Consider the following 19996-nt stretch of genomic DNA (forward strand, 5'->3'; position numbering starts at 1 on the left):
ACGAAGACGCTCGACCGAATCCCGGAGTTTGTTTCTTTATCTAGTTACTTATTGACAAGTAACTAGTATTTACAACAGACTGCATGGATGTTTCATGGCAAAAACTCAGCGATGGAAAATGCTGTGCTCGCACTCGCCGAGCGACAGCCACTTCTGCGCGCACGCGATCTGACCGCGCAGGCACTGCCGACCGTGGTGCTCAGCCGTCTGGTCGCTGCAGGCAAGCTTGAACGAGTGGCACGCGGCGTCTACAGCCTGCCGGGGCGTGCACTCAGTGAACACCGCTCCCTAGCCGAAGTAGCCCTGCGGGCGCCGCGTGGTGTCGTGTGCCTGCTGTCGGCGTTGCGCGTTCATGGCATCGGCACCCAGGCGCCGTTCGAGGTCTGGCTGGCGATCCCTCCGCACACACCCACTCCCCGACTGGACCAGCCGGCGCTGCGTGTGGTGCGCATGTCGGGACCGGCTCTTTCCGAAGGTGTTGAACCCATCGACATCGATGGCGTGCAGGTCCCGGTGTTCAACGCCAACAAGACAGTGGCCGACTGCTTCAAGTTCCGGAACAAGATCGGCCTGGACGTGGCGCTGGAGGCGCTGCGCGATGGCTGGGCGCAGCGCAAGTTGACCATGGATGCGCTGTGTCACTACGCCGCGGTCAACCGCGTGGCCAATGTGATGCGGCCTTACCTGGAGAGCATGACAGCATGAGCCGCAACCTGGCCGCCTCCATCCGCGCCCGCTTGAAGCAACGTGCCGATGCCACGAAGCAGGACTTCAACCTGATCCTCACCCACTACGGCCTGGAGCGATTGCTGTATCGGCTGTCGATCTCACCCCATGCTGGAAACTACTTACTCAAGGGAGCCCTGCTGTTTTCTCTGTGGTATGACCAGCCACACCGGCCAACGCGCGACGCGGACCTGCTGGGATATGGTCCGGACGACATAGACACTGCGGTTGCGACATTCCGTGAAATCTGCGCGATGGAGGTGGAGGACGGCATCGCGTTCGATCCCGCATCGGTCAGGGGCTCGGTTATTCGCAAGGAGGCAGACTATGGCGGAGTGCGGATCGACCTGCTGGCGAAGCTGGACGGAGCGCGCATCACACTGCAGGTCGATATCGGTTTCGGCGATGCGGTGACGCCGGCCCCGGAATCGGTGAGCTACCCGGTGCTGCTCGATGACCTGCCCGCACCGCAATTGCGCTCGTACCCGAAATACACCGTGGTGGCCGAGAAGTTCCATGCGGTGTGCCTGCTCGGCATGGCCAACACCCGGATGAAGGACTACTTCGATCTGTGGGTGCTGCTCACCGAGGGGGCCATGGAATCGACCGAACTGCGCCGCGCCATCGACGCCACTTTTGCCCGGCGGCAACTGCAGCTGCCGGACACCACACCTTCGGGCTTGAGCGATGCATTCGCACGGGATGCCACGAAGACAGTGCAATGGATCGCGTTCCTCAAAAAGAACCGGCTGCAGGCGCTCAATCTAGGGGACGTTGTCACCCTGCTGCGCGATGAGTTTCAGAAGCTGCAAAAGCAAAGCTGAAAGGCCTGGTTGACCGCGCAATCATTGCCGACAGCTCCACCGTCACAAGACGGGCGTTTGATTTCGCGCTGGGAGGCAGACCTAGTTTGACGGGCCGCTGCAACGCATCAGTCGTCAACTATTGCTTCCGATCAAAGTCAACCGCTGCGGGGCGATTCAGCGCGGCCAGTGTGATCGAGCACTGAGCTTTTTCGAAGATAATAAGAACAGTTCTCATCACGCTGAAACCGCAGACAAGCAGCCGCCAGTCTCCACGCACGGGCCCAGGCGTTTCCCTTCATCCTTCCAAAGGTCTGCACGTGCTGGAGCTCGACCACCGCAAACTGCTAGATGTTCTTTCACGACAGGTCGACGACTGCGACACCGCAGCCGACCTCGCACAGGAGAGCTTTTCGCGAGCTTTCGCCCCGCGGTCCTCTGGCCAGGCCGTGTTAGATGCTCGCGCCATGGTCTGCCGCTCAGCACGCACTCTGGTCGTTGACCAGCACCGGCGCAGCAAAGTACGCCGCTACGACGATCTGGCCGCCGTGCACGAAGGTTGGCGCCGGCCATCACCGCAGCACCTGCTGCCCAAAGCGCTGGTTGCATCGCAGCAAACGACCCCGGCGGTGGCGATTGATGGCAACGTGCTGTGGGACCAGGCGCTGGAGATCGGCGGGCAGCCGGGCCAGCGACTGAGGGCTGCGGCAAAGAAGGCGCCGCAAAGCGCGGTGTTTGTCCGCAGTGACCGCAAGGTGGAACACGAGCCCGGTGAGCAGAGGATGGCGGCCGTGCAGCGCTCGGGTTTATTCAAGCTCGGCTTCGTAACCGAGCCGAGGAATTGACGATGCGCAGCAACAGTACCGACACACCGTTGACACTGGACAAGCTGGATCTGCATCGGCCTGCGCGCGTAGTCAGCTTGAGTACACCGGCAGGCGCACCGGAGTGGCCCGCGAGACTGGAAGAGATCGGCTTCTGGCCCGGCGAGCTGGTGAGCGTGTTGGCGCGAGGCTTACCCGGACACGACCCGCTGGTGGTGCGCGTGGGTGATTCCACTTTCGCCCTGCGGCGGGAGGAGGCGGCCTGCGTGACGGTTGAAACCGCCAAACCACCCGCCGAAGAAGGCACAAGCCATGCATGAATCCGTCATTCACCTGCACCCGCCGGGTCGGCTGCTGGCGCTGGTGGGCAACCCCAACTGCGGTAAGACAGCCCTGTTCAACCGCCTCACGGGAAGCCATCAGAAGGTAGCGAACTACGCCGGCGTCACCGTGGAGCGCAAGGAGGGCCGCCTGACCAGTGCCGCTGGGCGAGCACTGCGGCTCCTGGACTTGCCGGGCGTTTACAGCCTCAATCCGCGCTCGCCCGATGAGACCGTCACGGTGGATGTGTTGCGCGGTCAGGCTGTCGGCGAAAAACGGCCCGACCTGGTGATTTGCGTGGTCGATGCCACCAATCTGCGGCGCAACTTGCGTTTGGTACTGGCCGTCAAACGCATGGGCCTGCCCTGCGTGGTGGCGCTCAACATGGCCGATCTGGCTGAGCAGCAGGGGCTGCGTATTGACACCAACGCGCTGGCGCATGAACTGGGCGTGCCCGTGGTTCGGACGGTCGCGGTACATGGCGAAGGAGCGGAAGGCTTGCGCGCCCTGCTGGATCAGCCCTCGGTGTGGCAAACGGTCTCGCTCGATACTCAGCCTGCAAGCAGCGAGCCTCTGGAACACGATGCCAGGGGCGATCACGAGGCAGTACGAGGCGCATTGCAACGACTCGGTCTTGCCAGCGCGGTGCCCAACACCACCAGTGACCGGATGGATCGGGTCGTCCTCCACCCAGTGATAGGGCCGATCATCCTGGCCACCCTGCTCTTCTTCGTATTCCAAGCGGTGTTTGCTTGGGCCGAGGTACCGATGGGTTGGATCGAATCCGCAACGGCCTGGGCGGGTGAGCAAGTGTCGAACGCGCTGCCAGAAACCTGGCTGCGCAGCCTGCTGGTAGGCGGGGTGATTTCGGGCGCTGGCGGCGTGGTGGTGTTCCTGCCGCAAATCGTGATCTTGTTCTTCTTCATCCTGGTGCTGGAAGAATCAGGCTACCTGCCACGTGCAGCTTTCTTGCTCGACCGGCTGATGGGCGGTGTGGGGCTGTCTGGCCGCTCGTTCATTCCCCTCCTGTCGAGCTTTGCCTGTGCTATCCCGGGCATCATGGCTGCTCGCACCGTCGCCAACCCCCGGGATAGATTGGTGACGATGCTGATCGCGCCACTGATGACCTGCTCGGCGCGGCTGCCGGTGTATGCATTGCTGATTGGCGCCTTTGTGCCGCGCCGCCAAGTGCTGGGTGGCCTAGAACTTCAGGGGCTGGTGCTGTTTGCGCTCTACCTTGCGGGCATTGTGGGCGCTCTGGCCGTGGCCTGGGTGCTCAAGCGGCTGACAGCGGGTGGCCAGACGCGCACCCTGATGATGGAGTTGCCGCGCTACCACTGGCCCACTGCGCGCAATGTGCTCATTGGCTTGTGGCAACGGGTGAAGATCTTCCTGCGCCGCGTCGGCGGGATCATTCTGGTGCTCTCGGTCTTGCTGTGGTTGCTCGCCAGTTTTCCGGCGCCGCCGGCGGGGGCCACGGGCCCTGCCATTGAATACAGCTTGGCCGGCACGCTGGGACGGGCACTGGCGGTGGTGTTCGAGCCTATCGGGTTCAACTGGCAGATCAGCATTTCACTGGTGCCAGGACTCGCAGCGCGCGAGGTCGCTGTCAGCGCCCTAGGCACCGTCTATACACTATCGGCGGTCAGCGATGACACGGCTGGTGCACTCACGCCGCTGATCGCGCAAGGGTGGAGCCTGGCCACCGCCTTCTCGCTGCTGGCCTGGTATGTATTTGCACCGATGTGCCTGGCCACATTGGCCACCATCCGGCGAGAGGCCGGCGCACGCTGGGCATGGATTGCAGCTGGCTACCTGTTTGCGCTGGCGTACGCGGCCTCATTCGTAACCTATCGGGTCACTTTGTGGGCGATGGGCTGAAGTGAATTTTTGGGATGCAGGCTGACTCACCCGACCGCGAGCAGGCCGCTCCCCTTTGCGCGGGGCCCAGAAGTTGCCACCCTACTGGGTTTGCCGCGCTTCGGCTACAGCTCACGCACGCTCGGCTTTCTGTGCTGAAAGCGCTCCACGACGTCTGAATGACACCAATGAACGCAGCATCGTGAGCGGCGGTCGTAGCGGGGCAGACCTGTCGGAGTACGCTGGCGTAAGCGTCGCCGCGACTGCGTGTTGCGATCCGTCGCCCTCACTTCACGCCTTATCAGAAGCTCATTCAATTCTTGAAGAGCACACGCGCCTCGACATCAATTCACTGTGTGACCGAGAACCAGGGACCTCGAAGGCCAACCGTCTGAAGTCTGGCACGTGACATACGTGCAAAAAGCCCGCCCATTGGCTTCTCCGCCGGCTAGGCGCGTCGTCGCATCCAGGGGTCGGGTGCTATATTGTCCTGGACAAATGATGGACAGTCGCTCTGCGACTTCGATTCTGCTTTGTCTCAACCTGTTGCGATCGATCGCCATATTGCGACTTCGTGGTCCCAGGGCAACTGGATATGAGGCTGTTTCAATGAAATTCGACCAACTGACGGTGGGCAAGCGCCTTCACCTGGGCTTCGGCTTGGTACTTCTTATCCTCGTCATCGTCGCGACTGTGGCCATGGTCAAGGTGAACGCGATCAATGCAGCCCTGCATGCCAACAGCGACGTGCATGCATCCATCCAACGCTTTGCCATCAATTTTCGGGGCTCGGCGCATGACCGGGCCATCGCGATCCGAGATGTGGTCTTGAGTTCCACCCCCGCCGACCGGCAAAAAGAGGTGGCAGCCATCGACGCGCTGGCCAAGTTCTATGCGGAGTCCGCCAAGCCCTTGGAGGCGCTTGTCGCCAAGGGCGAAGACAAGAAGCAGTTGGACGAACTCTACGGAGGCATCAAGGCCATCGAGGCCAAGGCTGTTGCCACCACGCAGTCCATCATCAAGATGGTCGATTCGGGCGACACCGCTGGCGCGCAAGCCATGCTCTGGTCGCAGGCCAAGCCCGAGTACGTGCAATGGCTGGCAGCGGTCAATCAACTGATCGACTATGAGGAAGGTCGCATTCAGGCAGAAAACAAGATCGCAATGGACCAAGCCGACGGTTTCCTGACCGTGATGATGACCGCCTTGGCCGCGTCATTGTTGAGCGGTGTCGCGCTTGCCTGGACGCTCTCCCGGAGCATCGTCAGACAGTTGGGCGCTGAGCCCCAGGCCCTGGGAGACGCAGCGCGTCGCGTCGCCGAAGGTGACCTGAACCCGGTGCCCGGAGCTTTGCATGCCCCTGCCGGCAGCGTACTCGACTCGTTGAGCGGCATGCGTCAAAGCTTGTCGGGCATCGTTGCCCAGGTCCGTCAAGCGTCCGACTCCATCGCCACCGGATCTGCAGAAATCGCCACCGGCAACGCCGATCTGTCCAGCCGCACTGAGCAGCAGGCAGCCAGTCTGCAACAAACCGCCTCCTCAATGAGCGAGATGAATATTGCGGTCAAGCACAACGCTGACACCGCACGGCAGGCCACACAACTCGCCGCATCCGCCAGCGCGGCAGCCGCCAAAGGGGGCCAGGTCGTGGGACAGGTCGTGGCGACGATGGATGACATCAGCGCGAGTTCTAAGAAGATTGCCGACATCATCGGCGTCATTGATGGGATCGCCTTCCAGACCAACATCCTGGCCCTCAACGCCGCTGTTGAAGCCGCCAGGGCTGGTGAGCAAGGACGCGGCTTCGCCGTCGTCGCATCGGAAGTTCGCAGCTTGGCCCAGCGCAGCGCAGAGGCCGCCAAGGAGATCAAGTCACTGATTGGCGCCAGCGTCGTCAAGGTCGAAGCAGGCACAAAGCTCGTCAGTGATGCCGGCGCCACCATGGACGATATCGTGAGCCAGGTGAAGAATGTCTCCGACCTGATCAACGAAATCGGCGCTTCGACACAGGAACAAACCGACGGCATTGGCAGGGTCAGCGGTGCAGTCTCCGAGTTGGACACCAGCACGCAGCAAAATGCCGCCCTTGTCGAACAGAGTGCGGCCGCCGCCGAGAGTCTGCGACAGCAAGCCAGCCGGCTGGCTGAGGTGGTGCGCATCTTCCGGCAGGATCAAGAAGAGCCGGTGCGGTGACAGTCTGACGGCCGCCTTGGCAAGCGGCTATCCGTCCTGCCCCGTGCAGCAGGCCCCAACGCCCGGCTGCACAGGGCAACCGGTCGGCAACTCGTTCTCACCGGCCGGGCGTGCGATGCGCATGCCTGCGGACATCGCATCCGCAGGCGTTCAACCCGCCGCAGCCGCCCACGTACGTCGGGTGCCCGGCAGGTCCGCCGCCTCAGACCGCAACGCCCCTGAACCCGCTAAGCTTGGGCCCCTTGGCTTCAACGTCGGCTGGCTACCCGCTTTCGCCCGCTCCTGGCGTTCTCCGACTCAGGAATCCGACGAAGTGTGGCTGCACAGCCGCCTCGGACGGATACCGCCGGCGAATTTTGCTCAGCAGGACCGTACTGAGAATCCGTCGCCACTAGCCTCAGGCAATCAGATCAGGCAATCTTCAGAGCGGCCTGGCGCCTGACTGGCAAGTCAGGCGCGCAGGTCACTCGCTGCGTTGGGCTGAAAACTCGGACCGCAGCTCCCGTATTCGGCCGACGGCGTTCAGCTTGACCAGGCCTGTTGGTTGCTCGGATCTTCAGGTTTCGGTCCACATCGCCGGCGGAACAATGTTCAACAATCGCCAACAGACAACGCTACTCAAATCTTGACGGCATCCACCAGGCGCTGCGCGCATTGCTGGGCCAGCTGCGCGTCGCTGGCTTCGACCATCACGCGCAGCAGCGGCTCAGTACCTGAAGCCCGGATCAGCACCCGGCCGCGCGCACCCAGATCGGCGGTCACCTCGGCCTGCTCCTGGGCCAGGCGGGCATTGCTCTTCCAGTCCTGGCCGGGCTGCAAGCGCACATTGATCAGCGTCTGTGGGAACAGCTCGACGCCGGCCAGCAACTCGCCCAGGCTGCAGCCGCTGCGGCTGACCGCCTGCAACACCAGCAAGGCGCTGACAATGCCATCGCCGGTCGTGTGCTTGTCGAGCGCCAACAGATGCCCCGAGCCCTCGCCACCGAGCTGCCAGCCACGCGCGGCCAGCTCTTCCATCACATAGCGATCCCCGACCTTGGCCCGCACGAAGTCAACATCGCGCGCCTTCAAGGCCAACTCGACCGCCATATTGGTCATCAAGGTACCGACAGCACCGGGCACCCGAACGCCCTGGCTGAGTCGGTCAGCCACCATCACATAGAGCAGTTCGTCGCCGTTGTAGAGCCGGCCCTGGGCATCGACCAATTGGAGGCGGTCGGCATCACCATCAAGCGCAACCCCGTAGTGGGCACCATGCTCCTTGACCGCCTTGACCAGGGCGGCCGGCGCGGTGGCGCCGAAACCGGCATTGATATTGAAGCCATCGGGGCTGCAGCCGATCGAGATGACCTCGGCCCCGAGTTCGTGGAACACATCGGGCGCAACATGATAGGCCGCACCATGAGCCGCATCGACGACGATCTTCAGGCCGCGTAGCGACAGGTCGGGGCCGAAGCTGTTCTTGCAGAACTCGATATAGCGGCCGCGCGCATCTTGCAGCCGCCGCGCCCGGCCCAGATTGGCCGAGTCCACCCAGGACGGGGCTTCCTCCAGCGCTTGCTCGACCGCCAGCTCCCAGGCATCGGGGAGTTTCTCGCCCTTGGACGAGAAGAACTTGATGCCGTTGTCCGAGAAGGGGTTGTGCGATGCGCTGATCACCACGCCCAGCTGCTGGCGCAGCGCACGGGTCAGATAGGCTACGCCGGGCGTCGGCAGCGGCCCGGTCAGCCAGACATCGACACCGGCCGAGGCAAAGCCCGCTTCCAGCGAGGACTCCAACATATAGCCCGAGATACGCGTGTCCTTGCCGATCAGCACGCTGGGTCGTGCCGTCTCCTTGCGCAAGACCCGGCCCACCGCATGGCCCAGGCGCAGCATGAAATCGGGCGTGATCGGCGACTGACCCACAGTGCCGCGGATGCCATCGGTTCCAAAGTACATACGGCTCATCGGTAGCATCTCCTGGAATTCTTAGTGGGCGCTATTGTCGTTCAGGCCGGGACCCTGGGCCGCAGCCCAGACCTTCAAGGCGTCGCTGGTAGCCGCGACATCGTGCACACGCAGGACGCGCGCGCCACGGGCGACGGCCACCAGGGCTGCCGCCACACTCGCCGGCACACGCTCGTCGACCGCCCGGCCGGTGACCTTGCCCAGGGCCGCCTTGCGCGACCAGCCGACCAGCAGCGGATAGCCCAGATCGAGCAGCCGGACCTGCTCGCGTAGCAACTCGAAGTTCTGCTCTGCAGTCTTGGCAAAGCCATAACCCGGGTCCAGGCAGATGCGCGCCTGCGCCATGCCGGCTTCGCTCGCCGCTTGAGCCCGTGCGGCCAGAAAGGCCCGGACCTCGCCCGCCAGGTCCTGGTAGTCGGTCAGGCTTTGCATCGTGCTGGGTTCGCCGCGCATATGCATCAGGCAGACGCCGGTCCGGGCTTGCGCGGCGAGCAAGGCCAAGGCCCCGGGCGCCTGCAAGGCCTGGATGTCGTTGACGATGTCCACCCCCAGATCCAGCGCGCGGCGCATTACCTCGGTCTTGCAGCTATCTACCGAGACCGGCACCCCCAGGCTCAGCGCGGCCCGCAGCACCTGCTCGATGCGCGCCCATTCATCCAGCGCAGCCAAGCTCTGGGAGCCGGGTCGGGTCGACTCACCGCCGATATCGAGGATGTCCGCCCCTTCTTTCACCAAGCGCTCGCAATGCGCGATCGCGCTGCGCGCCTGGCAATGCTGGCCGCCATCGGAAAAGGAATCGGGCGTGACATTGACGATGCCCATCACACGGGGGCGGCTCAGATCGATCGCGTAGCGGGTGGTCTGCCAAAGCATGGAAAGCGCTCTTCGGAATAGAAAACGGGGCCGTCTTTGCAGACGGCCCCGCTGGGTATAAGTCTAAAGGTCAGGCCGCTGCCGGCGCGCTATCGGCGTTGACGGCCGGGGGCGTGCCGTCGGGCTTGTTCCCGCCGGAAGGTGGCGTCCAATCCTTGGGCGGGCGCGGCGGCTTGCCACCCATGATGTCTTCGATCTGGTCTGCGTCGATGGTTTCCCATTCCAGCAGCGCCTTGGCCATCGCGTGCATCTTGTCGGTGTTGTCCTCGATCAGCTTGCGAGCAATCGTGTACTGCTCATCAATGATGCGGCGTATCACTGAGTCGACCTTGCGCATGGTTTCTTCGGACATGCTGGTGGTCTTGGTCACCGAGCGGCCGAGGAAAACCTCGCCTTCATTCTCGGCATAGACCATCGGGCCGAGTTCGTCGGTCATGCCGTAGCGTGTCACCATGTCGCGAGCGATGGCCGTGGCGCGTTCGAAGTCGTTGGACGCACCGGTGGTCATCTGGTTCATGAACACCTCTTCCGCAATCCGGCCGCCAAACAGTACCGAGATGGTCGAGAGCATGCGCTCCTTGTCCATGCTGTAGCGGTCGCCTTCGGGCAGTTGCATTGTCACGCCCAGAGCGCGGCCGCGCGGAATGACCGTGACCTTGTGGACCGGGTCGGTCTTGGGCATCAGGCGGGCGACCAAAGCATGACCGGCCTCGTGATAGGCGGTGTTCTTGCGCTCTTCCTCGGGCATGACCATCGACTTGCGCTCGGGGCCCATCATGATCTTGTCCTTGGCCTTCTCGAAGTCGACCATCTCGACCACGCGCCCACTGCGGCGCGCGGCGAACAGGGCCGCTTCGTTGACCAGATTGGCCAGATCGGCACCGGAGAAGCCGGGCGTGCCGCGCGCAAGGATGTCGGCGCGGATGTCCTGACCGACCGGCACTTTGCGCATGTGCACGTTCAGGATCTGCTCGCGACCACGCACATCCGGCAGGGTCACATAGACCTGGCGATCAAAGCGCCCCGGACGCAGCAGTGCGGGGTCCAAGATGTCCGGACGGTTGGTGGCCGCCATCACGATGACGCCGAGATTGGTCTCGAAGCCGTCCATCTCGACCAACATCTGGTTCAGTGTCTGCTCGCGCTCGTCATTACCACCACCCAGGCCGGCACCACGGTGGCGACCGACCGCATCAATTTCGTCGACGAAGATGATGCAGGGAGCGCTCTTCTTGGCCTGCTCGAACATATCGCGCACGCGGGCCGCGCCGACACCGACGAACATCTCGACGAAGTCGGAACCAGAGATCGAGAAGAACGGCACCTTGGCCTCGCCGGCGATGGCCTTGGCCAGCAAAGTCTTGCCGGTGCCCGGAGGGCCGACCAGCAACACGCCGCGCGGGATGCGACCGCCGAGCTTCTGGAATTTCTGCGGATCCTTCAGGAAGTCGACCAGCTCCTTGACCTCTTCCTTGGCTTCGTCGCAACCGGCGACATCGGCGAAAGTGGTGGAGTTGTTCGCCTCGTCGAGCATGCGGGCCTTGCTCTTGCCGAAGCTGAACGCCCCGCCCTTGCCGCCGCCCTGCATCTGGCGCATAAAGTAGACCCAGACGCCGATCAACAGCAGCATCGGGCCCCAGCTGACCAGCAAGCTCATCAGCAACGACGGTTCCTCGCGCTGCTTGACATCGAACTTGACGCCGTTGGCGATCAGGTCGCCGACCAGGCCGCGGTCCAAATAAGTGGCATTGCTGCGCAAGCGCTTATCGTCGTTGGTGATGGCGATGATCTCGGTTCCACCACTGCCTTCTTGCAGGGTGACCTGCTTGACTCGCTTGGCGCGCACTTCCTCGAGGAAGTCGGAGTAACCAATTTGGTTGCCCTGAGCCGCGCCCCGATCAAACTGCTTGAAGACGGTGAACAGCACCAGGGCGATCACCATCCAAACAGCTACCTTCGAGAACCACTGATTGTTCACCGCGACTCCTTAATTCCAAATACGCTGAGTCGCACCAACGACGACTCTTGCACGGCATATGGGGTTGATTCTATTGCAGTCAAGCCCTGCGCTTGATTGGCTTTCCCATGCTCAGTGATAGAGATTGCCAAGCCTGCCACTCATTTCAGACCGATACCGATCAAAAAAGTCTCCGACGAGCGGTCACGCGAGGCCTTGGGCTTGAGAGTCTTGACCTTCTTGAAGCCCTTCTTGAACGCGTCCAGCAGCTGGTTGTAACCGCTGCCGTGAAAGACCTTGGCCACCAGCGCGCCTTCGGGCTTCAAATGCTGCTGCGCGAAATCGATGGCCAACTCGACCAGACCGGCCACACGCGCCGAATCCACGCCCTCGATGCCGGATAGATTGGGCGCCATGTCCGAGACCACAAGATCGACCGGCCGCCCGGCCAGCGCGGCTTCCAGTTGCTGCAGCACCGCCTCTTCCTGAAAGTCGCCCTGGATGAAGTGCACGCCCTCGATGGGTTCGAAGTCCAGCAGATCCAGCGCGATGATGGTGCCGTTGAGAGCCCCCACCGCCGCGCCGCCGACGCCGGCCTCCTTGGGCGCGAAGCGTCGACGCAGGTACTGGCTCCAGGCACCGGGCGAGGCGCCCAGATCGACGACCACCTGACCCGGGTGGATCAGCTTGAGCTCTTCGTCGATCTCCTTGAGCTTGTAGGCCGCGCGGGCCCGAAAACCGTCCTTCTGCGCCAGCTTCACATAGGGGTCATTGATATGCCCATGCAGCCACGCCTTATTGACCTTTTTACTTTTTGTCTGAATTTTCATCTTGCACCGATAATAGGGTATGCCCGCAATTCAACTGACTCCTGCCCAGCGCAAGGAAAAACGCTCCGAAGCCCACCACCTGGACCCCGTGGTCATGATAGGTGGCGACGGCCTGACGCCCGCCGTCACCAAGGAAGTGGACCACGCCTTGAAGGCCCATGGCCTGATCAAGGTGCGCGTGTTCTCTGACGACCGTGCCGGCCGCGAGGGCATGCTGCAGATCCTTGCCAACGAACTCGACGCCGCGCCGATCCAGCACATTGGCAAGCTGCTGGTGCTGTGGCGCCCCATTCCCGAGAAGGAACAGGCCGAACGCAGCGATGGCCGTCCTGGCCCGCGCGTCGTCAAGATCGTCAAGTTCTCGAAGAGCGGCAATCACCGCCCCCAGGTCAAGAAGCTGCAAGTGCTGGGCAACCAGCGCGTTGCCCAAGGCGGAGAGATCAAGCGCGCCAAGCGGCGCATCACCAGCGTCAAGAAACTGGTTCAGGACTGAAACGGGCCGCGCTCCTTGCTGGCGCGCCAGGCCAAGACCAGCACCAGCAGGGTCTTGGCCCCATAAAAGCCGAACGACACGGCATGCAGCGTCATGAATGACCAGCCGCCCTGCCCGGCCCGTGCCGCCGCCATCAGCGGCTGCAGCCCGAAGTAACCCGCCACCGTGCAGAACAAGGCGACGGCCGGCAACAGCATCGAGGCCGAGAACACCGGTCCTCCGCCATCCCGCCCCAGGCGCCGTTCCATCATCATCAGCAGCAGACCCGCAGCCAGGCTGATATAGGCTTCCAGCGCGAACAGCCGCGCGACCAGCAAGCCCGCCTGCACGCGCTCCAGCGCCGCGAACGCACTGGGAGCCGCCACGAAGGCGATGCAAAGCAAAAGACCGCCCCAGAGGGCGGCCAACACGGCGCGGCTGCGGTACAGCACGACTCAGACGTAGCGGACTTCGACGATCTCGTAGCGCTTGACGCCACCGGGCGCCTGCACCTCGGCGACATCGCCGGCTTCCTTGCCGATCAGGGCACGGGCGATCGGCGAGCTGATCGAGATCTTGCCGATCTTCAGGTCGGCCTCGTCGTCGCCAACGATCTGGTAAGTCACCTCGGCGCCGCTGGCTTCTTCTTCCAGATCGACCGTGGTGCCGAACACAATGCGTCCACCGGCATCGACGCTGGCCGGGTCGATGATCTGAGCCGCCGCCAGCTTGCTTTCGATTTCGAGGATGCGGCCTTCGATGAAGCCCTGCTTGTCCTTGGCCGCCTCGTACTCGGCGTTCTCGGACAGATCACCCTGGGCACGGGCTTCAGCAATGGCCTGGATCACGGCGTGCCGCTCGACCGATTTGAGTCGATGCAGTTCTTCCTTGAGCTTTTCAGCGCCGTAGACGGTCAAAGGGACAGTGGCCATATTCAACAAACCTTGAAAACAAAATGAAGCCGCCGCCGCTCAGGAAGCCCTGAGGCGCGGCGGCGGTATCTGGACGAGAAGTTTAGACCAGTTCGGCGTGCAGCTCTTGCAGGGATTGCACCAGCAGACCGTCCTGGTGCTTCATGCCCTCCACCGCAGCCTCGCAACCCGCCATGGTCGTGTAGTAGGTCACGCGATTGGCCAGCGCCGATTGGCGGATGTAGCGACTGTCGGCGATGGCGGTGCGGGTCTCATCCACGGTCGTGAAGACCAGCTGGATCTCGCCGCCCTTGACCATGTCGACGATATGGGGCCGACCGTCCTTGACCTTGTTGACCGCACGCACCGGCACACCGGCCTCGGCAATCGCTGCCGCCGTGCCCTTGGTCGCCACGACCCCGAAGCCCAGCGCGTGCAGGTCCTTGGCCACTGCGACGGCGCGGGCCTTGTCGCTGTTCTTCACCGTGATCAGCACATTGCCTTGGCGCGGCAAGCGCGAACCGGCGCCGAGCTGGCTCTTCAGCATCGCTTCGCCAAAGGTACGGGCCGCACCCATCACCTCCCCTGTCGAGCGCATTTCCGGGCTCAGGATCGGATCGACGCCGGGGAACTTGTTGAAAGGGAAGACCGCTTCCTTGACGCTAAAGTAGGGCGGGATCACCTCAGCCGGCACACGACCCAAGCGGTCCTTCTGGTCCTTGAGCTTTTGGCCGGCCATGCAACGCGCGGCGATCTTGGCCAGCTGCTGACCGGTCGCCTTGCTAACGAAGGGCACGGTGCGCGAAGCGCGCGGATTCACTTCCAGAACATAGACAGTGGCCTGGTCCAGGCCGCCAGTCACATTGCCCTGGATCGCGAACTGCACATTCATCAGGCCGACCACCTTCAGCGCCTTGGCCATCGCTGCGGTCTGACGGCGCAACTCGTCCTGGATCTCCGTAGACAGCGTGTAGGGTGGCAGCGAGCAGGCCGAGTCGCCGCTGTGGATGCCGGCTGCCTCGATGTGCTCCATGATGCCGCCGATCATCACATCGGTGCCGTCGGAGATGCAGTCGGCGTCGACTTCAACCGCATCCTCCAGGAAGCGATCCAGCAGCACCGGCGACTTCTCGGAGACACGCACCGCTTCGCGCATGTAGCGCTCCAGGTCCTTGTCGCCGTGCACGATCTCCATCGCGCGGCCGCCCAGCACATAGCTCGGGCGCACCACCAGCGGGTAGCCAATTTCATTGGCCAAAGCGACAGCCTGCTCCTCGGTGCGAGCGGTGCGGTTGGGCGGCTGCTTCAAACCCAGCTCGTGCAACAGCTTCTGAAAGCGCTCACGGTCCTCGGCGATGTCGATCGAGTCCGGTGTCGTGCCGATGATGGGCACGCCGGCTCGCTCCAGGTCCAGCGCCAGTTTCAGCGGCGTCTGACCGCCGTACTGAACGATCACGCCGACCGGCTTTTCCAGTGCGACGATTTCCAGCACATCTTCCAGCGTCACCGGCTCGAAGTACAGGCGATCCGAGGTGTCGTAATCGGTCGAGACGGTCTCGGGATTGCAGTTGACCATGATGGTCTCGTAACCATCCTCGCGCATCGCCAGCGCTGCATGGACACAGCAGTAGTCGAACTCGATGCCCTGACCGATACGGTTCGGGCCACCACCAAGCACCATGATCTTCTTCTTGTTGGTCGGCTCGGCCTCGCACTCTTCCTCGTAGGTTGAGTACATATAGGCGGTCTGCGTCGCGAACTCGGCGGCGCAGGTGTCCACACGCTTGTAGACCGGGCGCACGCCTTGTGCGTGGCGGGCCGCACGGACCTCGTGCTGATTGGTGCCCAGCAGCTTGGCCAGGCGCTTATCGGAAAAGCCTTTTTTCTTCAGCAGGCGCAACTCGTCGGTCGACAGCGAGGCCAGTGCACGGCCGGCCAGCGACAACTCGATCTTCACCAGCTGCTCGATCTGGGCCAGGAACCAGGGATCGATGGCCGTCTCTTCGAACACCTCCTGCATGCTCATGCCGATGCGGAAGGCATCGGCCACGAACAGGATGCGCTCGGGACCGGGCTCGCCGATCTCCTGCACGATCTCCTCGCGGTCGGTCGAGCGCTCGCTCAGACCGTCGATGCCCGTCTCCAGACCGCGCAAGGCCTTCTGGAACGACTCCTGGAAGGTGCGGCCCATCGCCATCACCTCGCCGACCGACTTCATCTGCGTGGTCAGGCGCGAATCCGCCATCGGGAACTTCTCGAAGGCAAAGCGCGGAATCTTCGTGACGACGTAATCGATGCTGGGCTCGAAGGATGCGGGCGTGACGCCGCCGGTGATGTCGTTCTTCAGCTCGTCCAGGGTGTAACCAACGGCCAGCTTGGCGGCGATCTTGGCGATCGGGAAGCCGGTCGCCTTGGAGGCCAGAGCGGACGAACGCGACACGCGCGGGTTCATCTCGATCACGGTCATCCGACCGTTCTTCGGATTGATCGAGAACTGCACATTGGAGCCGCCGGTGTCGACGCCGATCTCGCGCAGGATCGCGATCGATGCGTTGCGCAGGAGCTGGTATTCCTTATCGGTCAGGGTTTGTGCCGGCGCGACCGTGATCGAGTCGCCGGTGTGCACACCCATCGGGTCCAGATTCTCGATCGCGCAGACGATGATGCAGTTGTCCTTGCTGTCGCGGACCACCTCCATCTCGTACTCTTTCCAGCCGATCAGCGACTCTTCGATCAGCAGCTCATTGGTCGGCGACAGATCCAGCCCGCGCTTGCAGATCTCTTCGAATTCTTCCGGGTTGTAGGCAATGCCGCCGCCGGTGCCGCCCAGCGTGAAGCTCGGGCGGATGACCATCGGGAAGCCGGTGCCACCGATCTCGGCCGTGATGCGCTTCTGGACGGCCAGCGCCTCTTCCATCGAGTGGGCGATGCCGGATTTCGCGGAATCCAGACCGATCTTGGTCATCGCGTCCTTGAACTTCAGCCGGTCCTCAGCCTTCTCGATCGCCTTTTCATTGGCGCCGATCATCTCCACGTTGTACTTGGCCAGCACGCCGTGCTTGTGCAGGTCCAGCGCGCAGTTCAGCGCGGTCTGGCCGCCCATGGTCGGCAGCACAGCGTCGGGGCGCTCCTTGGCAATGATCTTCTCGACCACCTGCCAGGTGATGGGCTCGATATAGGTGACGTCGGCCGTATCCGGGTCCGTCATGATGGTGGCAGGATTGCTGTTGACGAGAATGACCTTGTAGCCCTCCTCGCGCAGTGCCTTGCAGGCCTGGGCACCCGAGTAATCGAACTCGCAGGCCTGGCCGATGATGATCGGGCCAGCGCCGATGATCAGGATGCTTTTGATGTCAGTACGTTTTGCCATGATCAATCAAGCCTTCGCCATCAGACCGATGAAGCGATCAAAGAGATAGGAAATATCGTGCGGGCCGGGGCTTGCCTCCGGGTGACCCTGGAAGCAAAAGGCTGGCTTGTCGGTGCGCGCCAGCCCTTGCAAGGTGCCGTCGAACAGGCTGACATGCGTTGCGCGAAGATTCGCCGGCAGCGAATCGGCCTCGACCGCGAAGCCATGGTTCTGGCTGGTGATCGAGACCCGGCCGTTGTCCAAATCCTTGACCGGATGGTTGGCGCCATGGTGGCCGAACTTCATCTTGAACGTCTTCGCACCTGAGGCCAAGGCCATGATCTGGTGGCCCAGGCAGATACCGAAGGTCGGGATGCCCGACTCGATCAGCTCGGCCGCTGCCTTGATCGCGTAGTCGCAGGGCTCTGGATCGCCGGGGCCGTTGGACAGGAAAATACCGTCCGGCTCCAGGTCAAACACCGCGCTGGCGGGAGTCTGCGCCGGCACCACCGTGATCTTGCAGCCGCGAGAAGCCAGCATGCGCAGGATATTGCTCTTGACGCCGAAGTCGTAGGCGACGACATGAAAGCGCGGCTGCGTCAGCTCGCCATAACCCGTGCCGAGTGTCCACTCGGTCTGGGTCCAGCTGTGCGACTCGCGCGCGGTGACGACTTTGGCCAGATCGAGGCCGGCCATGCTGGGTGCAGCCTGGGCCAGACGCACTGCCTCGTCGATCAGCGCCTCGGTGATCGCCTCACCGGCAGCCAGCGCCATGATGCAGCCGTTTTGCGCACCTGTCGTGCGCAGATGACGGGTCAAGCGTCGGGTGTCGATATCAGCAATTGCCACCGTGCCTTCATCGCACAGGTACTGCACGAGGCTGCGGGTCTTGCGGAAGTTGGAGTCCAGGACGGGCGGCTCCTTGATGATCAGGCCTGCGGCATGGACCTTCGACGCCTCGATATCCTCATCATTGACACCGTAGTTGCCAATATGCGGATACGTCAGGGTGACGATCTGCCGGCAGTAGCTGGGGTCGGTGAGGATTTCTTGGTAGCCAGTGAGCGCGGTGTTGAACACCACTTCGCCGACCGTGTGACCGGCTGCGCCGATCGAGGAGCCTTTGAAGACCGTACCGTCTGCCAGGGCAAGGATCGCTTTGGGGGAGGAGAGCAGATCGGGCAGCACGGGGAACTCCGTTTATTGTGCGCACGCCCAGCTCGGCTCCATCACGCTGATGAGCTTGAGTCCGGTTGAGGAAACTGAGGAGTTTCGCTAGGGTAGCGGTAGGTTGCGGGTAAACCTGCTGAGTATAACCGACCAGGGTTATCACGGAGGCAAAGCCTTGCGCTTTGACACCAAGTTGACAACAAAGCCGAGGGCCAAAAGCACGCAAGCCCCGGCAGGCCGGGGCTTGTGCGTCAATCTCGTGCGTATCAGCCCAGCGCGGCGATGCCTGCACGCGCAATCTGCGCGTCTTCGGTCGATTTCACACCGCTGACACCAACGGCGCCGACATGGAAACCGTCAACCACGATAGGCACCCCACCCTCCAGCAGGCCATTCAGACCCGGCGCGCTCAGGAAGGACATGCGCCCTTGGTTGATCATGTCCTCGTAGACCTTGGACTCGCGTCGACCCAAGGCCGCCGTGTGGGCCTTGGCCGGCGCGATCTGGGCCGAGATCGCGGCCGCGCCGTCAAGGCGCTGCAACCACAGCAAGTGGCCACCATCATCGACGATGGCAATCGTGACGGCCCAGTTGTTGCTGACAGCCTCCGCCTCGGCGGCGGCGGCGATGCGCTTGACCTCGTCAAGGCTCAGAAAGGGTTTTTGCTTCATGGTGTTGAAATCCTCGCGAAGGGACGCACTTTAACGTCGGTAGTCGGCGAGATTGTGATGCCGGAACGCAAAACTGCCCGCCATGCTGGTGCAAGCCCCGCCTGCACCACCGCAGCACAACGCAGCAAGGCTGACTAGAATAAAACCGGCAAAGACCTGGAACCAACCGTTTCATTTCTGGAGGATTGTGATGAACGACAGCTTGCAAACCCAATACGGCAGCGCCCTCGGCGGCGGCCTCGCGGTCGAACGCCAGCGCGTACTGCGCAACACCTATTGGCTGCTGGCCCTGTCCATGGTGCCCACCGTGCTGGGCGCCTGGATCGGCGTATCCACTGGCATCATGGCCAGCCTTGGCCTCGGCATGAGCACCCTGGTGTTCTTTGTCGGCGCCTTCGGCCTGATGTTCGTCGTCGAGAAGACCAAGAACAGCAGTGCCGGCGTGGTAGCCCTGCTCGTTTTCACCTTCTTCATGGGCTTGATGCTGTCTCGCCTGGTGGCACAGATCCTGGGCTTCAAGAACGGCAGCGAACTCATCATGATGGCTTTCGGCGGCACCGGCGCGATCTTCTTTGCGATGGCCAGCCTGGCCACCGTGATCAAGCGCGACCTCTCCGGCATGGGCAAGTTCCTGTTCGTCGGCGCCATCATTTTGTTGGTGGCCGGCCTGGTCAACATCTTCCTGCAGTCCTCGGCTCTGATGCTGACCGTGATGGTGCTGGCGATGGCGGTGTTCTCGGCCTTCATGCTTTACGACATCAAGCGGGTGCTGGATGGCGGCGAAACCAACTACATCTCGGCAACCCTGGCCATCTACCTGGACATCTACAACGTGTTCCAGAGCCTGCTGTCCCTGCTGGGCATCTTCGGCGGTGAGCGCGACTGAACGCACGCCGTGACACAGGAAAAACGGGACCTGCGCAGTCCGTGTCAAAACGGCTGCGAAGGGCGCCCAAACAAAAGCGCTCCGAGTTTCTCGGAGCGCTTTTGTTTGGGCGCGCACGAGGTGTCCATTGGAGCGTATTGCGTGATGGTGGGCTGAACAGCCGAAGCTTTGTGTCGGACCGCAACAAACACTGGCACCGG

The 19996-nt window shown here is 62.7% G+C and carries 17 protein-coding genes; 8 read left to right on the top strand and 9 right to left on the bottom strand.

What is annotated here, in order from left to right:
- Positions 1-111 precede the first annotated feature (111 nt).
- From OOZ63_RS26760 to OOZ63_RS26785, 6 genes are all read left to right on the top strand, one after another.
- Positions 112-705: a type IV toxin-antitoxin system AbiEi family antitoxin domain-containing protein gene (locus tag OOZ63_RS26760; protein ID WP_266008731.1), complete on the top strand. Its 594-nt coding sequence runs from the start codon at positions 112-114 to the stop codon at positions 703-705.
- Positions 702-1550 carry a nucleotidyl transferase AbiEii/AbiGii toxin family protein gene (locus tag OOZ63_RS26765; RefSeq protein WP_266008732.1) on the top strand — a complete coding sequence of 283 codons (849 nt, stop codon included), beginning with the start codon at positions 702-704 and terminating at the stop codon, positions 1548-1550. The genes OOZ63_RS26760 and OOZ63_RS26765 overlap by 4 nt, the downstream gene beginning before the upstream one ends.
- 299 nt (positions 1551-1849) lie before the next feature.
- The gene (locus OOZ63_RS26770; protein WP_266008733.1) at positions 1850-2374 is read left to right on the top strand and encodes a hypothetical protein; all 525 of its coding nucleotides are present in this window, start codon (positions 1850-1852) and stop codon (positions 2372-2374) included.
- A 2-nt stretch (positions 2375-2376) separates the two neighbouring features.
- Positions 2377-2673, top strand: coding sequence for a FeoA family protein (locus tag OOZ63_RS26775; protein ID WP_266008734.1), 297 nt, complete (start codon positions 2377-2379; stop codon positions 2671-2673).
- Positions 2666-4555, top strand: a complete 1890-nt coding sequence (gene feoB / locus OOZ63_RS26780; protein ID WP_266008736.1) for a ferrous iron transporter B — start codon at positions 2666-2668, stop codon at positions 4553-4555. The genes OOZ63_RS26775 and feoB overlap by 8 nt, the downstream gene beginning before the upstream one ends.
- Positions 4556-5143: 588 nt before the next feature.
- On the top strand, positions 5144-6727 hold the full coding sequence (locus OOZ63_RS26785; RefSeq protein ID WP_266008746.1) for a methyl-accepting chemotaxis protein: 1584 nt from the start codon (positions 5144-5146) through the stop codon (positions 6725-6727).
- A 618-nt stretch (positions 6728-7345) separates the two neighbouring features.
- On the opposite strand, the gene glmM is transcribed toward OOZ63_RS26785, so the two are convergent.
- The 4 genes from glmM to OOZ63_RS26805 form a co-directional block, all read right to left on the bottom strand.
- A complete protein-coding gene (gene glmM, locus OOZ63_RS26790) occupies positions 7346-8677 on the bottom strand; it encodes a phosphoglucosamine mutase (protein WP_266008738.1) in 1332 nt (443 codons plus the stop codon).
- Positions 8678-8698: 21 nt separating this feature from the next.
- Positions 8699-9550, bottom strand: a complete 852-nt coding sequence (gene folP / locus OOZ63_RS26795; protein ID WP_266008739.1) for a dihydropteroate synthase — start codon at positions 9548-9550, stop codon at positions 8699-8701.
- A gap of 70 nt (positions 9551-9620) precedes the next feature.
- Positions 9621-11528, bottom strand: coding sequence for an ATP-dependent zinc metalloprotease FtsH (gene ftsH / locus OOZ63_RS26800; RefSeq protein WP_323055796.1), 1908 nt, complete (start codon positions 11526-11528; stop codon positions 9621-9623).
- A gap of 140 nt (positions 11529-11668) precedes the next feature.
- Complete coding sequence (locus OOZ63_RS26805; protein WP_262973783.1) at positions 11669-12337, bottom strand: RlmE family RNA methyltransferase; 669 nt, start codon at positions 12335-12337, stop codon at positions 11669-11671.
- Positions 12338-12356: 19 nt separating this feature from the next.
- Here OOZ63_RS26805 and OOZ63_RS26810 point away from each other — a divergent pair, with 19 nt between their 5' ends.
- Positions 12357-12830 (top strand): YhbY family RNA-binding protein, encoded by a 474-nt coding sequence (locus OOZ63_RS26810; RefSeq protein WP_137945582.1) that lies wholly within the window; start codon positions 12357-12359, stop codon positions 12828-12830.
- Here the strand turns inward: OOZ63_RS26810 and OOZ63_RS26815 are convergent.
- The 5 genes from OOZ63_RS26815 to OOZ63_RS26835 form a co-directional block, all read right to left on the bottom strand.
- The gene (locus OOZ63_RS26815; protein ID WP_323055797.1) at positions 12821-13240 is read right to left on the bottom strand and encodes a DUF4149 domain-containing protein; all 420 of its coding nucleotides are present in this window, start codon (positions 13238-13240) and stop codon (positions 12821-12823) included. The genes OOZ63_RS26810 and OOZ63_RS26815 overlap by 10 nt on opposite strands.
- Positions 13241-13264: 24 nt before the next feature.
- Positions 13265-13741: a transcription elongation factor GreA gene (greA, locus tag OOZ63_RS26820; protein WP_266008740.1), complete on the bottom strand. Its 477-nt coding sequence runs from the start codon at positions 13739-13741 to the stop codon at positions 13265-13267.
- A gap of 82 nt (positions 13742-13823) precedes the next feature.
- Positions 13824-17090, bottom strand: a complete 3267-nt coding sequence (gene carB, locus OOZ63_RS26825) for a carbamoyl-phosphate synthase large subunit (protein ID WP_266008741.1) — start codon at positions 17088-17090, stop codon at positions 13824-13826.
- Positions 17091-17096: 6 nt separating this feature from the next.
- On the bottom strand, positions 17097-18257 hold the full coding sequence (gene carA, locus OOZ63_RS26830; protein ID WP_266008742.1) for a glutamine-hydrolyzing carbamoyl-phosphate synthase small subunit: 1161 nt from the start codon (positions 18255-18257) through the stop codon (positions 17097-17099).
- A gap of 248 nt (positions 18258-18505) precedes the next feature.
- Positions 18506-18910 carry a GlcG/HbpS family heme-binding protein gene (locus OOZ63_RS26835; protein ID WP_266008743.1) on the bottom strand — a complete coding sequence of 135 codons (405 nt, stop codon included), beginning with the start codon at positions 18908-18910 and terminating at the stop codon, positions 18506-18508.
- 190 nt (positions 18911-19100) lie between these two features.
- Here OOZ63_RS26835 and OOZ63_RS26840 point away from each other — a divergent pair, with 190 nt between their 5' ends.
- Positions 19101-19796 carry a Bax inhibitor-1/YccA family protein gene (locus OOZ63_RS26840; RefSeq protein ID WP_266008744.1) on the top strand — a complete coding sequence of 232 codons (696 nt, stop codon included), beginning with the start codon at positions 19101-19103 and terminating at the stop codon, positions 19794-19796.
- Positions 19797-19996: the final 200 nt, after the last annotated feature.

The organism is Paucibacter sp. PLA-PC-4, assembly GCF_026241155.1.
Lineage (GTDB): Bacteria > Pseudomonadota > Gammaproteobacteria > Burkholderiales > Burkholderiaceae_C > Roseateles_E.